This window comes from Treponema paraluiscuniculi Cuniculi A (assembly GCF_000217655.1).
Classification (GTDB): Bacteria; Spirochaetota; Spirochaetia; order Treponematales; family Treponemataceae; genus Treponema; species Treponema pallidum.
In genome coordinates this window covers 403,997-420,037 of sequence record NC_015714.1, presented here as the reverse complement: position 1 = coordinate 420,037, position 16,041 = coordinate 403,997, and the positions used below count along the sequence as shown (strand labels likewise).

General features: G+C 50.6%; 17 protein-coding genes. 1 reads left to right on the top strand and 16 read right to left on the bottom strand.

Going from position 1 to position 16,041, the window contains the following annotated elements:
* Window positions 1-56 precede the first annotated feature (56 nt).
* The 16 genes from fliE to mraZ form a co-directional block, all read right to left on the bottom strand.
* Window positions 57-431: a flagellar hook-basal body complex protein FliE gene (fliE, locus tag TPCCA_RS01950; protein WP_013945055.1), complete on the bottom strand. Its 375-nt coding sequence runs from the start codon at window positions 429-431 to the stop codon at window positions 57-59.
* Between the two features lie 55 nt (window positions 432-486).
* A complete protein-coding gene (flgC, locus tag TPCCA_RS01945) occupies window positions 487-942 on the bottom strand; it encodes a flagellar basal body rod protein FlgC (RefSeq protein WP_013945054.1) in 456 nt (151 codons plus the stop codon).
* Between the two features lie 17 nt (window positions 943-959).
* Window positions 960-1,370, bottom strand: a complete 411-nt coding sequence (gene flgB, locus TPCCA_RS01940; protein WP_010881844.1) for a flagellar basal body rod protein FlgB — start codon at window positions 1,368-1,370, stop codon at window positions 960-962.
* A gap of 147 nt (window positions 1,371-1,517) precedes the next feature.
* Complete coding sequence (locus TPCCA_RS01935) at window positions 1,518-2,411, bottom strand: tyrosine recombinase XerC (RefSeq protein WP_013945053.1); 894 nt, start codon at window positions 2,409-2,411, stop codon at window positions 1,518-1,520.
* Complete coding sequence (gene topA / locus TPCCA_RS01930) at window positions 2,404-4,599, bottom strand: type I DNA topoisomerase (protein ID WP_013945052.1); 2,196 nt, start codon at window positions 4,597-4,599, stop codon at window positions 2,404-2,406. Before topA ends, TPCCA_RS01935 begins: the two co-directional genes overlap by 8 nt.
* A gap of 32 nt (window positions 4,600-4,631) precedes the next feature.
* Window positions 4,632-5,540, bottom strand: a complete 909-nt coding sequence (dprA, locus tag TPCCA_RS01925) for a DNA-processing protein DprA (RefSeq protein WP_013945051.1) — start codon at window positions 5,538-5,540, stop codon at window positions 4,632-4,634.
* Window positions 5,537-6,289 carry a tetratricopeptide repeat protein gene (locus TPCCA_RS01920; RefSeq protein ID WP_042491875.1) on the bottom strand — a complete coding sequence of 251 codons (753 nt, stop codon included), beginning with the start codon at window positions 6,287-6,289 and terminating at the stop codon, window positions 5,537-5,539. Before TPCCA_RS01920 ends, dprA begins: the two co-directional genes overlap by 4 nt.
* Window positions 6,279-7,199, bottom strand: a complete 921-nt coding sequence (locus tag TPCCA_RS01915) for a site-specific tyrosine recombinase (protein ID WP_013945049.1) — start codon at window positions 7,197-7,199, stop codon at window positions 6,279-6,281. The genes TPCCA_RS01920 and TPCCA_RS01915 overlap by 11 nt, the downstream gene beginning before the upstream one ends.
* Window positions 7,196-8,452: a cell division protein FtsZ gene (gene ftsZ, locus TPCCA_RS01910; protein WP_010881838.1), complete on the bottom strand. Its 1,257-nt coding sequence runs from the start codon at window positions 8,450-8,452 to the stop codon at window positions 7,196-7,198. The genes TPCCA_RS01915 and ftsZ overlap by 4 nt, the downstream gene beginning before the upstream one ends.
* Before the next feature lie 45 nt (window positions 8,453-8,497).
* The gene (ftsA, locus tag TPCCA_RS01905) at window positions 8,498-9,742 is read right to left on the bottom strand and encodes a cell division protein FtsA (RefSeq protein ID WP_013945048.1); all 1,245 of its coding nucleotides are present in this window, start codon (window positions 9,740-9,742) and stop codon (window positions 8,498-8,500) included.
* A gap of 12 nt (window positions 9,743-9,754) precedes the next feature.
* Window positions 9,755-10,570: a cell division protein FtsQ/DivIB gene (locus TPCCA_RS01900; RefSeq protein WP_013945047.1), complete on the bottom strand. Its 816-nt coding sequence runs from the start codon at window positions 10,568-10,570 to the stop codon at window positions 9,755-9,757.
* On the bottom strand, window positions 10,548-11,702 hold the full coding sequence (gene ftsW / locus TPCCA_RS01895; RefSeq protein WP_013945046.1) for a putative lipid II flippase FtsW: 1,155 nt from the start codon (window positions 11,700-11,702) through the stop codon (window positions 10,548-10,550). Before ftsW ends, TPCCA_RS01900 begins: the two co-directional genes overlap by 23 nt.
* Window positions 11,699-13,078: a UDP-N-acetylmuramoyl-tripeptide--D-alanyl-D-alanine ligase gene (locus tag TPCCA_RS01890; protein WP_013945045.1), complete on the bottom strand. Its 1,380-nt coding sequence runs from the start codon at window positions 13,076-13,078 to the stop codon at window positions 11,699-11,701. Before TPCCA_RS01890 ends, ftsW begins: the two co-directional genes overlap by 4 nt.
* A complete protein-coding gene (locus TPCCA_RS01885) occupies window positions 13,062-13,358 on the bottom strand; it encodes a cell division protein FtsL (protein ID WP_245522186.1) in 297 nt (98 codons plus the stop codon). Before TPCCA_RS01885 ends, TPCCA_RS01890 begins: the two co-directional genes overlap by 17 nt.
* A gap of 90 nt (window positions 13,359-13,448) precedes the next feature.
* Window positions 13,449-14,588 (bottom strand): 16S rRNA (cytosine(1402)-N(4))-methyltransferase RsmH, encoded by a 1,140-nt coding sequence (rsmH, locus tag TPCCA_RS01880; RefSeq protein ID WP_013945043.1) that lies wholly within the window; start codon window positions 14,586-14,588, stop codon window positions 13,449-13,451.
* A complete protein-coding gene (gene mraZ, locus TPCCA_RS01875; RefSeq protein WP_013945042.1) occupies window positions 14,585-15,034 on the bottom strand; it encodes a division/cell wall cluster transcriptional repressor MraZ in 450 nt (149 codons plus the stop codon). Before mraZ ends, rsmH begins: the two co-directional genes overlap by 4 nt.
* A 228-nt stretch (window positions 15,035-15,262) precedes the next feature.
* Between mraZ and TPCCA_RS01870 the strand changes: the two genes are divergently transcribed.
* On the top strand, window positions 15,263-15,979 hold the full coding sequence (locus TPCCA_RS01870) for a YwaF family protein (protein WP_013945041.1): 717 nt from the start codon (window positions 15,263-15,265) through the stop codon (window positions 15,977-15,979).
* The last annotated feature ends 62 nt before the right edge of the window (window positions 15,980-16,041 follow it).

The following is a 16,041-nucleotide window of genomic DNA, read 5'->3' as shown; positions in this document are numbered from 1 at the left end:
TTTCACCTGATATACCGTCGGTACTCTTTTTGCAGAACAGCCCGGCCTTGTAAACCTTACCGAGCAGTGGTGACATCGTTCCAGCTCTTAAGGACTTTATCAATGACAGTCTGCGCGATTTTCAAGGACATACTAGCCTCCGCCATCGCCACTGTTACATCATGCACGTCAACAGACTCAGGATCTACTATCATTTGCTCGGTCAACTCAGCAGTCTTCTGCTGCTTTTGATTTACCTGATCAAAAGCGCGCAGCAACGTTTGCTCAAAACTCATCGCCTTTTTGTTCACTGCCTGATCCACCGCGTCAGTATTCCCTTGCATGCGCTGCCTTACGCTTTCTACCGACACTGGACCGATTTCAGGCACCTTCCTCAGAGATGGAACTTTATATACATTCGCACTATTCGTAATGGTACCAACTGGCGTCATTGTATCCTCCCCTCACACAGCACAGACATCTTCACAGACTGTACGCGCAACACACCTAGCGCGCAATCTCCAACGCACGCTGAAACATTTCTTTTGATCCTGAAATAACTGATATGTTTGCCTCATACGCGCGAGAGGCAGAAATAAGATCCACCATCTCTGTCACAATATCCACGTTAGGATACTCCACGTACCCAGCCTTCGGCCCTGATAGAATCGCATCAGGGTGCGTTGGGTCGTACACAAGACGAGAAGGAGCGTTGTCCTTTTCTATGCTTACCACACGAACCCCTGTGCCTACCCCCCGATCCAACTGCTCGGGCACAAAAGGTATACGCCAGTCAATGCCAGGATTCTTCTGCGCCAAAACTACCCTGCTCCTCCGAAACACTCCACCTTCTTGAGTCCTCGTGGAGGAAGCATTAGCAATGTTGTCAGAGATCACATCGGCCCGCAAGCGCTGCGCGCTCATACCCGTCGCGGCAATATTGATACCACTAAACAAACCCATCACGCTTCTCCATACGCTTAACGTAACACGGACTCAACCTGACGATACTGGAACCCTACCATCTGACTCAACATCTGATAGTGCATCTGGATCTTGAGAACATGCATGGCTTCTTGCTCAGCATCCACATTGTTTCCGTTCGCCTTCACATCCGTCAAATAGTCTAACACGCGGCGCGGACGCACCGAGCGGTAGTCGATAACATCACTGGACAACATATTCGTCCCCGCAGTTGCCTGCTTGAAAAAACTTGTCTCATTTCTTTGAGAATCCAGAGCACGCTTGAGCTCTGCTTCAAAGTTTACGTCCGTCCGCTTGAACCCTGGAACCTCTGCGTTCGCAAGATTATTCGCCGTCACTTCATAGCGCAACGCGTTGACATCCAAAGCACGATGCAAAAGATCCACCGTTCTGGTAAAACTATTCACCCGACTACCCCCGACCCATTGTCGACCAAAAAAAAGCGAGCTTAAGAAAGTCTTCTTCAAAAAAGTCTCAGAAAAAAGCACTTCGCACTGGTGTACATTCTCTGCAGCTCGCTTCCCCGCATCGTTTGGACGCTCCGTTCCTACCCCCTATCCACGCGGATGCGCACGGTGATACAAGTCCTGCAGTTGCTCTGAAGTCACATGCACATATCGCTGGGTGGTAGACACACTCGCATGTCCTAACAACTCTTGCGCAACGCGCACATCAGCCCCCCGACGGATCAACGTCGAAGCAAAACTGTGCCGAAACGCGTGGGGAGACAGCGCGTGCACGTCCTGGGCCAAAAGCACGTACCGACTAACAAGGTACTGTATTCCGCGCACAGAAAGCGACCGACCCCGCTGATTCACAAACAGCGCGGGTGTGCAAGAGGCGTAGCGCGCACATCGCTGCGCACGCGCCTGCATATACACGTGCAAAAAATTCTGCGCAAACGGAGCAATAAACACGGTCCGCTCCCGATCACCCTTTCCCCGCACAATCGCAGAACTAAGATGCGGATGCACATCTTTCAATGAGAGCGCCGCTATCTCTGAAACGCGGCATCCTGTTGAATACAACATCGCAAAAAGTGCTGCATCCCGTTCCTGCCACAAAATATCCGTACGACTTGGTAAGGTGTAAAACGCCTTTGCTTGCGGTGGAAACATAAAACGAGGCAACTTTGAAGGACCTTTTATATTCTTCACTAAGCGTGCAGGATTGTCCGCGCACCAATGTTTTTTTTTAGCAAACACATAAAAACCTCGCACCACGGACAAAACTCGGTTAATACTCGCTGCGGAAAGTCCCCGTCTTCCTAACTCACACACAAACAGACGCATATCAGAAACTGTTACGCGCGCGCGCTCTCTCTGCGCGTGTTGCAACCAGCGTTCAAAAAGATTCAAGTCGCGCGCATAGGCAGAAACCGTATGCGCAGACAGCCTGCGTACCCGAAAAAGATATTCAAGATACTGGGTAAACTGCTCATTACTCATAATGTTGCACCGCTCCTTTATCCTGTGCCCCCCTGTGGCTACCATCCAAGACAGCTTCCTTTCCCAGAGAAAGATTTTTTCGAGTAGGAGATACATACCGACACTCAGGGTTCACACACGCAGTATATGTGCCGACTCTGCGATTTGATTTTTCAACCAAAAAGCATCGACACTGAGGACACACTGCAGAGGTCGGTTTAAAGTGAGTGACAAAATCGCAGACAGGGAAACGCGTGCAGCCATAGAATTCCTTTCTTCCCCTTGTTTTTTTCCCCACGATATTCCCATCGCACGCAGGACGCGGACACTTTGCAAGAGGGACAGGCTGAGTATTTCTACACTCAGGAAACTTTCCGCATGCAAGGAAAAATCCAAACCTGCCCAGTTTTTTCACCATCGTATCACCACACTGACTACACACCACATCTGTTTTCTCATCGAACACACCGCGCATGCTGTTAAGATCTTTCATCACCGTTGAAACCTTTTCGCTGAAAGCAGGATAGAAATCCGCAATGACACAATTCCACTTGATTTTATCTTCCTCCACCTCATCGAGTTTACTTTCCATGCGCGCGGTAAAACTTACATCAACAACATCATGAAAATAGGTGGTGAGAAGATCACTAATGACCTTTCCCAATGGGGTCGGCATTAGCTGTTTTTGAATACGAGTTACATAATAGCGATCCAGCAGTACTGAAATAGTCGGTGCATACGTTGAAGGGCGCCCAATTCCCTTTTCCTCCAACATTTTTACGATACTTGCATCCGTGTACCGAACAGGACCCTGCGTAAAGTGCTGTACGGACTGCACGTTATGTAGTGCAACTACCTCACCTTCCTTCGTAGGGGGAAGTACAGCTTTAGAGAGATCTTTGGGGGATAACATTTTCAGTACACGGTAGAATCCCTGTTCAATAACCTGCGTTTCAGTTGCACTGAAAACCGCCGGGCCAGCGGTAATTTCAAACGTCAAACTGCGCACTCTTGCATCTGTCATCTGACTTGCAACAAAACGCTCCCAAATCAACGTGTACAGACGTATTTGATCACGCGTAAGGTGCGCTTTAATCCGCTCAGGAGTGTGAGCAACATATGTTGGTCGAATCGCCTCATGCGCGTCCTGAGACTTTCCCTTTGCAGCGTACCGATTGGGAGTACCCGGCAGTGCGTCAGAAAAATGCGTTGCTATCCACGCGCGCACTTCCTTTACAGCAGCTTCAGAAACGCGCACCGAATCTGTACGCATATATGTAATGAGCCCCACGCGGTGGGTACCAAGAGATACGCCTTCATAGAGCTGCTGCGCAACCTGCATCGTTTTACGCGAGGTAAACCCGAGCCTATTGGCAGCGCATTGCTGCAACGTAGAGGTAGTAAAGGGCTGCTTCGGTCGAACATTTTTTTCGAAACTGCGTATTTGAGAAACTCGTGCCTCACTCTGAGAAAAAAGACCGATAGCGCTTGTAGCCTCCTGTTTGCTTTTGAATACAGCCTTTTTCCCTTGAATCAGTATTAGTAGTGCAGAAAATGACTTTTTATCCTTTTCAAACGTTCCTTCAACCGTCCAGTATTCTTCTGGAACAAAGCGCTCTACTTCAACTTCTCGTTCGCAGATAAGACGAAGTGCAACCGACTGCACACGTCCTGCAGACAACCCGTTTTTCACCTTATGCCACAGGAGCGGACACAGGTGGTATCCTACCAAACGGTCCAGTACGCGCCGTGCCTTTTGTGCATTGACCTTTGCGGTATCTATTGGAACCGGATGGCCAATTGCCGCCCTAATCGCGTGCGGTGTAATTTCATTAAACACGATCCTTTTGATCGGCGTATCACAATACGCCTGGATAGACTGTGCAAGGTGGTACGCAATCGCCTCCCCCTCTCGGTCACGATCGCTGGCAAGAAACACTTGCAGCGACTGCTTAGATAGGGTGCGCAACTCTTTTAAACACTGCGCACGACCACGAACTGTAATGTACTCAGGCTGGAAATCGTGCTCAATATCAATAGCTAAACGAGACTTTGGCAAGTCAATAACGTGGCCCATGGACGCTCGCACCACGTACTGCGTTCCCAGATATTTTTCGATGGTCTGCGCCTTCGCAGGAGATTCCACAATAACCAAATGCTTCCGCGCAAATGTCTTCTGCCTTTTCGGTTGTAGCCCACGCACTTCCATGTTTTCCGCCCCCTATGCTTACCGAAACTGTCCTACGTCCGACCCGTACATGCGTATTCCCAATCGTCAAACATATCCTGCACGCACGTCAGCGCGCGTGCACCTTCTGCATGCAGAAGTCTTCCTCCCTCATTTTGAAGACTTTCAAGCAAGGGTTCATACACGTACACATCACGTCCCTGTTCCAAGGCACACAATGCGGTAATCAACGCGCCTGACTTCTTTGGTGCTTCCATAACAACGAGCGATCGTGCCAAACCTGAAATGAGCCTATTGCGTTCAGGAAAACGATAGCGCATCACATGCTCAGATGGCGCATATTCACTCAGAATGCATCCTCCGGTTTCTATAATCCGTGCAGCAAGCGCGCTATTTGAGCGTGGATATAACTGGTCTACACCACAGGCAAGTACTGCGAGGGTGTACCCACCACCTGCTAATGCTCCTTTGTGACAAAATCCGTCTATTCCACGTGCAAGTCCTGAAACAACGGCAATGCCCGATTCAGCACACGCCTTGGAAAAGGCCAAACTGTTCCGAACTCCTTCACCGGTTGGAGTACGTGTGCCAACCATCCCCACAATAGGTTGGGTTGCACACGGCAAAGTGCCCCGATAGAACAGCACAAACGGTACATCACTTATTTCTCTTAACCAGGAGGGAAACGCATCATCGTCTTTGAACACCATTTTTATCTGATAACACCGCATGGTTTGTATACCGTGCCGAACGAGGTGAGGCAACGCAGAAAGTTGCGCACCCGCAGTGCGTATGTGCCTTTCTACAACACGCTCAAAATCACGCACCTTCCATGCAGTAAGCTCCTGAAAAGAACCTACAGCTTTTGAAACGCGCAACCGCTCCCTACCTTTTAAAAAGTGACAGTAAGAGAGCGCAAGAGCAATCTTGTGCGTTTCAGTGAGTACAGTATCCGTGTTCATCCACGGTCCCCACGCGTAGCACGCTGCGATACATTCGTGACTAATTCTTTATTCTGTCGCGCACGATCTCTCTGATGGGAGTCACTGCTTTGGACAAGGATGCGATCGTAACACTCTATTGCCTGAGCATATCGTCCAAGTGTGTAGTATGCGCGCGCAAGAACGAACAAAGCTGCTTCTGTATTTTCTTTCAATTCAAGGAGCTTTTGCAAATGAGGAACCGCGTTCTGTGGCTGATTCAGTTCAAATACATACAATACAGAAAGACCGTACAACGCGTGGGAATACTGCGCGTCCAACGAGAGCGCACGCACATACGCAGAGACTGCTAACGCGCGATAAGCAGCTTGCTGCTGCATTTTCTTCTCAGGATCAATAGGAGCGACGTACTTAGCCGCATATGCGGCACACAACGCCTGGTAAAAAAAAAGATGCTTATTTTCGGGAGCAAAGGTAATGGCCTGGGTAAACGCATCAAGCGCGTGCGTATACATCTTACGATCGAAGTAGCGCAACGCGAGCATCTTGTACCAAACACCCACCTGATCCTGCACTGCGTGCAAACGCTCGAGGCGCTGTTCGTGCAGCTTTACTGCCCTCCGCAGTTCTTCAATAGAGGTTGGATGGGGCACTCCTTTCTCTAAATCCTGAACACGTTGCACGGTGCGACGCTCCTTACAGGAATGAAAAAAAAAGAACGCCGCGCACAGTGCACCGCCCACATATGACGCACACCGCCTAGTTTTCATCACGAAGACCTTCTGAAGAAAAACACGCGCGGTGACACGCTTCGAGCTGTCCATTTTCCACGTGTGTGTACACCTGGGTAGTTGCAATATCTGCATGGCCGAGCAGACACTGAACCGAATGTAAATCGACACCGCCTGCAAGCAAATGCGTCGCATATGAATGGCGAAACGTATGAACGTGCGTCTCCACCCCTGAGCGGATTTCAATATCCTGCAGGCGCTTCCATATACCTTTACGACTCAGACGACCCCCCTGCCTGTTTAAAAAGACAGCTCCTTTTTTTTCACTATTCTCCGGATGCTTCGCGCTCGTAAAACGAACACGCGCCTCACGTATATACTGCATGAGAAAGTAACACGCCTGTTCTCCAAAGGGAGCCATACGCTCTCTGTTCCCCTTACCTGTCACTTTTAGCAGACGTTCTGCAAAAAAAATGTCAGAAAGGGAAAGAGAAACTGCCTCACTGACCCGCAAACCTGCAGCATAAATAAGTTCAAAGAGCGCGCGATCACGCACGCCACCTGGTGTGCACAGTGGAATGGATTGCAGAAAAGTGTTGACCTGTTCGGGAGACAGCACGCGCGGCAGTGAATACGCACGACGCGGTGCATCAACGTCTTGCATTGGGTTATCAGGACGCACCTGCTCCAAAATGAGAAACTGATAGAACGCGTGCAGCGCCGCCATGTCCTTCGCAATCGTTTTGCCTGAGACACCCGCAGCACTCCGCTTTTCGATAAAACGTACACAATCGTGCGCATTGGCGCTTTCAATGTTACACGGCGGATCAAGGCTTTTCTGAAAAAGCATCAACGTAGTCACGTACGTCTGCGCGGTCAAAAGCGCGTGCGCCTCTGCCGAAATTAAGTACGCGTAAAAGGATTGCACACGGATATCGACGTCTTTCACAGACCCTTGTTCCTATTTCTCAAAAAGGTCGGTTCATCCAAATCTTCATTTACCGAGGGGAGCGGAACGCCAAACGTGTGGCCCTTCACTCCGTTCTTTTCCATACGCGTTTCTTGAACAGCGCTATTACGTGTAGCCAGACCAGGTAAGTTTGGCTGTTTAGAGCTTTTGGCTCTGTTCCATTCGTCAGAACTAATATACACACCGGTACTCACCGCACCGTACGATGATGTTTTTATCTTTTGAGAACTGTGCGTATCTCCCGCTATCGAAATACTCGCTTGCGGTACACCCGTTGCGATAACCGTAACCCTCACCCTATCCTGCATACTCGCGTCGATGGACGTGCCATGGATGATAATCGCATCCGGATCAATGGTCTTTGCAACCACAGACATCACGCCATCGACTTCTCCCATGCTCAAGTTTTCTGAGCCACGTACCGCAACCAGCAGTCTGGTAGCACCTTCTATCCGCGTCTCTTCCAAAAGCGGATTATTAATTGCAGCGGTTGCCGCATCTACTGCGCGGTTTTCCCCTTCTCCCTCTCCCACACCGATAAGCGCGTACCCCTGCCCTTCCATGGTGTTTTTTACATCCATGAAATCTAAATTCACTTCTCCAGGAAGGGTAATTAAATCAGAAATACTTTGCACCGACTTGCGCAGCAGATCATCTGCAACCAGATACGTCTCTTTAATCGGGCAGCGCTTATCTACCACACTGAGTAAATTCTGATTAGGGATCACAATCACGGTGTCCGAGTGCGTGCGCAATTTTTCGATCCCTCGCTCAGCGAGCATCATCTTTGCTCTGCCTTCAAAGCGAAACGGCTTCGTGACTACGGCAACTGTCAAAGCACCAAGTTCCCGTGCAATCTTTGCAATAACTGGGGCAGCACCTGTTCCCGTACCTCCTCCCATCCCTGCGGTGATGAACACCATGTTCGCGCCCTGCAACGCACTTGCAATGGCTTCAGCATCTTCCATTGCAGCCTTCTCGCCAATCTCAGGATCACCGCCTGCACCCAACCCCCTTGTCACCTTGGTGCCAATGGCAAGCTTTTTAGGCGCGGTAGAATAGCTCAACGCCTGCACATCTGTATTTGCTGCAATAAACTCGACGCACTGCAAACCGCAGCTCATCATCCTATTTACCGCGTTTGACCCACCACCACCGGCACCGATGACCTTTATGACCGTTGGACTTAGGGTAAACTCTTCGCCTGAAGGTGCAAGCTCTATATTCATCATTCCCCTCCCATTCCCCTACACCGCGTGCCGCATGCTGTGCGCGGTTTAAAACAAGTTCCTCCAGATATCCTTCACTTTAGTAAACACTCCCGCACGCTCCATCTCAGCACGGCCCTGATAAGCGCGCTGTCCCTGCTTATAGGTATATTCTAAAATCAGTCCTAACACCACTGCAAACTCAGGACTGCGATATTCCCCTGCCAATCCTCCCAAAGTACCTGGTATTCCAAGATGCACGCGCGGTGTATCAAAAATTGCTGACGCAAGCTCTACCGCACCGGTAAGCTGCGCGCCACCGCCGCAGAGAATAATATTTTCAATGATACCACGACCGCTTTGCGTCTCCACCGTCGAAAGACGATCGCGCACTATCGTAAAAACCTCACACATGCGCGCTTCAATTATTTCGGCGATTTCTCGTTTAGAAATTTCTACAGGAATCCGATTTCCCTGGCTGGAGATGAGAACACTCCCTTCTCCCTCAAGCAGGGGGATCCAGCAACATCCATCTTTAATTTTAATGCGCTCTGCAGTTTCAAGCGGGAGGTTTTTTACCTTTGCAAGATCAGAAGTTACCTGACTGCCCCCAACAGGAATCGAAGTGATAAGCACCGGGGAACCCTTGTACATTGCAATAACATCCGTAGTTCCCCCACCAATATTAATGAGCACACACCCTACATTTCGCTCGTCATCGTTTAACACAGAACGAACAGCAGCGAGCCCGTTATGCATTAAAAAATCGATGTGCAAGTTCGCCCGTTTCACGCAATCGATTACACTGCGCATACACGTTGCAGAACCGGTTATCATATGCACCTCGCCTTCCAGGCGAACCCCAATGATATTGCGCGGATCGGTGATGCCGTGCTGATCATCCACCGAATAAACTTTGGGAATAACATGAAGAATTTTACGATCGGGAGGAAGAGAAACTGCACAGGCAACTTCAAGCACCCGATCAATATCGCTTTGATCAACTTCGCGGTGCCCCTTCCCCTTATCTGCAACCGCCACAACACCTTTTAAATTTCTACCCTCGATGTGGGTACCTCCAAGCCCCACAACGCAGTGCGCAATTTCGATACCGGACATCATCTCCGCAGCTTCAACCGCGTGGTGGATACCCACAACCGTATTCTCAATATTGACTACTACACCCCGCCTCAAACCCTTTGAATGACCGACGCCTACACCTACAACCTGTAACGCACCACCTTCCAACCGCTCGGCCACTACCGCCCTGATCGATTCGGTACCGATATCTAAGCCGACAATAACCTCACCCATAACTTTCCTCTTCTAGCGATACACCGCCGTCCCACCTCTCACGTCAAGCTCCTTAATGCGCCTCTGCGTTTGCCACTCCCGCAGCGCATCAACGAGCAATATGACATACCGCAACTTTTCTTCGCTAAGGTTTTTGTCCATGCGCACTCTGATAGGTGCACGCACCAGGTAAAGCGCCAAATCATATCCCCCGTGTCTTTTTTGTTCAATGCTTATCTCAGAAATTTCACCGAGCAAAAGAGGGTTCCGCTTGCTCAAATTATCTAACTGCACAAAAAGAGGAACAAGCTGATCGTGCACGCGCAGCCCCACGCGCGGATTACGAAATTCAAGACCACTTACTACCGGCAATACTGTATCAAGAGGTGCCGTCCCAACACTAAAAACTGTTCCTGTCTTGTCAATCTGCACCGGCATCGCACGGCCTTGAACGTGCACAAAACCAAGTGCAATAGCAACACGCTCTACCACATGAACATGTACCGTATCTGGAAATTTCTTTAACACCTCTACCTGAGCAAGTAACGGAACAGATGCCAGTCGTTCCGAAATTGTAAAACCGTTCAAACTCATCCATTTCTCTTTACCAGTGAGCCCTGCAGCCTTCATCAAATATTCCGGAGACATCGTCATATTTCCTGAAAATTCTACCTTTGCAAAAGAAGTTGCCGGAACAACAAAAAGATAAAATACAAACTCCACACACAACACGAGCAGCAATATAACAATTACCACCTTCAGTACTGCAACTCTCACCCGCATAGACATATACCCTACCAGAGGGTACTTGCACGCTTCAGTATTTCTACACAAAAACTGTTTCTTCACGCTCCCTCCTTATCTTCTCATCCCCTGAAACATTGATGATCAATCCACATAAAGAAAGCGTTACCACAATAGATGAACCTCCTGAAGAAAAAAAGGGAAGAGGAATACCAGTGGCTGGAACTAGACGTACCACCACTGCAACATTCAAAATTGACTGTAAAACAATTGCCGCCGACGCGCCGAAAGCCAAAAAAGTATTAAAGCGATTAGCACATCTGAGTGCGATAGAAATGCCAGTGAGGGTAAACGCAAACAACAACATTAAATATAAACACACACCAATGAATCCCATCTCTTCTCCAATAACGACAAAAATAAAATCCGAATATACTTCGGGCACGCTCGCAATTTTCCTCACCCCATTTCCAATACCACGCCCCCACAACCCTCCATCCATCAGTGCCTCGAGCGCCGCGTTTACTTGGTATCCTGCGCCAAGCGGGTCTCTATCTGGATACAAAAATGAAAGCACTCGACGCAAACGATTGGTGGACGTGACGATCATAAGCACTGCTATCGGCGCAAGAACCACTATGCCTCTTAAAAACCACCACAGAGGCGCACCTGCAATGAAGAACATAACCACTGTGATAAAAAGCAAAAACATAGCGGTAGAAAAATCGTTTTGAAAAAAAACTACTGACACAAAAATCGCGCTCACAACAAAGGGAGGAAAAATTGATCGTATAGGTGTATCGAAATGCTCCCGGTGCTTATCAAAAAAGTTTGCAAGAAAAACAATGAGTACCAGCTTCACAAATTCAGATGGCTGAAAATTAATATCAAACACCTTAATCCAACGCGTCGCTCCATTGCGCGTTGAACCAATACCAGGAAAAAACGTGCACACACAGAGCGCAAATGCAACGAGAATCAAAGGAGACAATGCTTTTCTTAAAGAAGCTAAACGAACAAAGGTAAAAAACAATAAACACACAAGACCGATGCCTATACTCACTCCCTGTCTTACTAAAAAATAACCAGGATAACGAAAAAAGCGCTGCGCATAATGCACCGACCCTGAATAAAGCGTTACAAAACCTACTCCTACCATAAGGGCGACAAGCAGTATGAATACAAAACTGTAACGCTCTTGATGTACATTTTTCTCGATGGAAATCATCGGTCTCATCGCTCTTTCCTCAAAAGAGGTTCGAGCCGCTCGAGCGCAACACTGCGTGAACCTTTCACCAGAACAAAATCACCCCGCCGTAATTGCGCGTCTAACGTTTCTTGCAGCGCAGACAGTTCCTCTAGTGCAAAGGCGTACACGCGCTTCCTCCCCCAGGAAACTTTTCTTACCGCACGACAAAATTCGGGACCAAACACATACACTGCACGCGCGTCAGAAGCGGCTGCCAAAACACACACCCGATAGTGAGCTTCGGCAGCGGTAACTCCTAGCTCTCCCATGTCACCGAGCACATATACTTTTGATACTGCAGAAATACGCGCACACAAATGAAGCGCCGCAGCCATTGAATCAGGATTCGCATTGTAACAATCGAGCAAAAAGGTCAGCGACGCACACACCACATGAGAGCGGCCAAAGGGCGGTTTTACCCGCTCCATCCCCCGCTGTATTTCCTCAGCAGGAAGTCCTACCTGTGCGGCAAGCGCAATCACTGCAAGCGCATTCTTTGCGTTATGCACCCCAGGTAGTGGCACGCGAATCCATCGTCCTTGATATAACACGCGAGAACCACGTAAACCCTCATCTATCACCTCAGTTGCTAGACCACGCCCCCCCTGATCGTAAACTACAACCCTACCGTACGGGATATTAGACAGGAATACACGGTATGCATCGTCGGGGACAAAACCCACGCTGTGTTCAGTAAATTGAGAAAAAATCTCTTTTTTCTCTTCCGCGATTGCCTGCTGCGTGCCCAGAATACCTACGTGCGCACAACCTACGTTGGTAATGATCGCGTAATGAGGAACAAGTATCTGAGCGAGCGTACGCATCTCCCCCCGACGATTCATCCCCAGCTCAAAGATTCCTACCTCATGTTCTGCACGCACAAAAAACAGCGACTGCGGTAAACCTATCTCTGAATTTAAATTTCCTGGCGTCGCAACCACCCGATACCGTTCACTGAACACCGCGCGAGCCATTTCTTTTACGGTTGTCTTTCCGCTTGATCCGGTAATGCCAATCCTAATAAGCGCAGGAAACTTTTTGCAGTAAAAGGAGGCAAGATCTTGCAGCGCTCTGAGCGTGTCGTGCACCGCAATACAGGCAGCTCCAAAGCGAGTGCACCAAGCAACATATTCCCCAGCATGGGGGTACCTTTGATCTATAAGCGTTGCAACTGCGCCTTTCTGCAGCGCTTCTTCAATAAACGTATGTCCATCTACGTGCACACCACGGAGCGGAATAAACAAATCACGCGGCACAACCGCACGACTGTCAAAGGAAACCCCGTCAAAACCGCGCGCCCCTCGTGCATCGCACACGCGAGCCCCTTGCACTGCCGCACATACCTCATCAAAACTCAGAAGCATGAGGGGAGGAGTCCTTGTGCGCAGGACGCAGCTTAATGCGCACAATTTCGGCGTGCGACGCCCGGTGTAAGTGCAGTTTCTCTACCGCGAGCTTTTCAATACGATCCGGCTTAGACAGGATCGCGATCCCAGAAATCTTACGCTTATTTTCTGCGATAACACGGTGTTGCTCTGCGTCGTACTCACGCACCACACGCTCAACCGCCTGATAGCGCGAAGCCTGCCACACCCCCGCACACAGCAACACGGGGATACTCACCGTAAAGAACAACGCGCTCACCTTTTGCACCGTCATCCCTCTTTGCCGGCGAGGTATTCCCCTTCGCTGCTTTTCTCTCATCGCCCCTTTCTCACGCATCAGTCCAGTCTCCTACCGTTTCTCAATGACGCGTAACGTAGCACTCCGCGAAGCGGCATTCGCAGCACGCTCCACACACGAAGGTACAAGCGGCTTCTTGGTAATCAGCGATGCACGCGCCACACCGCCGCAGCTGCATATCGGCACACGAGCCGGACAGCTGCAGCGTTTCGCCCAGTGCCGGAAATGTACCTTAACAATCCTATCCTCACGCGAGTGAAAACTAATAACCGCAAGTCGACCACCAGGCGCAAGCGCCGTAAACGCTGCCGTAAGAAGGCGTGGCAAACGCTCAAGCTCCCTGTTCACCGCAATGCGCAACGCTTGAAACGCCTTGGTTGCCGGATGGAGCTTCGGCAAAACCCCAAGAACACCGCGCCGCTTCCCAAACCGCGCCGTCCGCATCGGCGGCACCACGCGCGCAACGACTTCTGCAAATGCGCGCGCAGAGCAAAAGGGCGCCTGCCGACGCTGCGCGCACACCGCCTGCGCAATCCGACGCGCGTAACGTTCCTCTCCCCCTTCAAAAAACAATTGTGCCAAACGTGCCTGCGGCAGCCGATTCAGGAGGTCTGCGGCGGTCTGGGAGTCTTGAGGATCCAGACGCATGTCCAACATATGTTCTTCTGCGAAGGAAAAGCCCCGCATCGCCCCCCTGTAATGGAAAAAAGAAATACCAAGGTCTAACAATACTGCCTGCGGCGCCGGATACGCACCCGGCACACCTGCGGCGCCAGCTGCAGTCCTTCCCGTTGCAAGAGAAGCAGGAGCTGATGCATATGCAGAGGCAAAAAAGACATCAGACCACCCCAGGACATAGCGAAGCCGCTTGCCAAACGGCGTCAAGCGTGCTCGCGCCCGTGCGAGCATTGACGGATCTATTTCAACACCGAGCGCACGGAGCGCAGGGTACGCGTGCAAAAACGCCTGTGTGTGTCCCCCATCCCCCAGTGTCCCGTCAATAAAAAACGCCCCCGCCCCATCTCTCGTGCTGTCTGCACCTTGCGAGATACCCACAATTGCAGGTTCCAACAACGTCAGGCATTCCTGCACGAGTACCGGCTGATGGCAAAGCGCTGGGCACTGAACCTCTCCTGCCTCCACCTCAGCCTGCACCTCCTCTTTTGTGTGCGTATGCCCGGAAAGACTCACAGACAAAGGTCCTGCAGTGTTTCGGTTCCTGCACGGAAGTCCGCCTCACTTTCTGCAAGATAGGCGCGGTAGCGCGCGCGGTCCCAAATCTCAAGGCAGTGACTGAGCCCCAGAATAAGACAATCCTTTTCCAAGGCGGCATACTCGCGCAAGGAAGGGGGAATAAAGAGGCGCCATGCGCGATCAAGCTCAACTTCCTGGGCAGGAGCAATAAGGCGACGCAGCACTGCACGAGACGGCGCGTGGAACAGCGAAGCACGCGCACTAATCTGGGAAGAAAAGCGGTCCCACTGCGCACGGGGAAACACCCACAGGCAGGACTCAATCGCGCAAGTGAGCACCAAGCGGGTATCACTCAGCGCAACACGCAAGCGCGCAGGAAGCATGAGACGCCCCTTTTCATCGAGATTGTACGAGTACGCTCCAGTAAAGGCGCTATCCTCCACGATTTCCTACCTTCCCCTATATTTTTCCTAAATCCTCCCACAAACTCCCCCGGATTCTAGCACATCCGCCTGCATTGTCAACCTGTGCCGGACCAGCTCACATACATCCCCTCCCTGACACTGTGCTCCTTCTTTCCCCGCAGTCCCCACCCTATCGCAAAAATTTACTGGACAACCGGCAACGGTATGGGTGACAATGTTCTTTCCCTCGTCGGGGGGGGTGGACGTATGCTGGGTGCAGAGCTGGCGGATGCGGGTCTTTTTGTGCGGTTTGGTGCGTTGCACTTTGCAATTGCGTCGGTCGCCGTTCTTCTCAGTGCCTTGTTCGTGCTGCTTCCGTTTGCGCTGCCGCGGCTGCTTGCGCACAAGAACCTAGCGCGCGCGGGGGTTGCAATCCTTTTTTTGCGTCTGGGTCTCATGCTGTGTAGTACGCTCTTAGACGGGCGTTCGTGGCGTAACGAGCTTCCCTTTCACCTGTGCACCGCAGCGCTCATTTCAGGATCGCTGTATTTCATCACCCGCCGACCTATCTTTTTCAATCTGCTGTACTTTTGGCATCTTGGCTCTTTCGTTGCGGTAATCTATCCGGATTTCACTCGGGTGCACACCATCTTGTACGCATACTTATTCATGCTCACCCATTGCCTTGAGCCTGCGATGGTCGTGTTCAGCCTGCTCCACTTGCGCGAGCGCATTAGCAAGCGTGGCCTGCAATGCGCAGTGCTTGGCTTTCTTCTGCTTGCAACAAACGCACTCTTTTGGAATCGGAGACTCGGCGCCAATTACCTTTTCATTAGCAGATACCAGCTTGAGATCCTTCGGGTAATCCGTCCTTTTTTTGTGTATCAGCTGCTGTTTGTCAGTGCACTGTGCCTGTTAATGCTGGTACTCTACCTACCCTTCCGGCCAAGACAACACGGAAGAAACCAGCTCTTCGTCATTTAGCTGCTCGCTGTGCGTTCCATCGGACCCTTCTGACAAGGTAGAGGGCACGCGTGCCCGTTGGG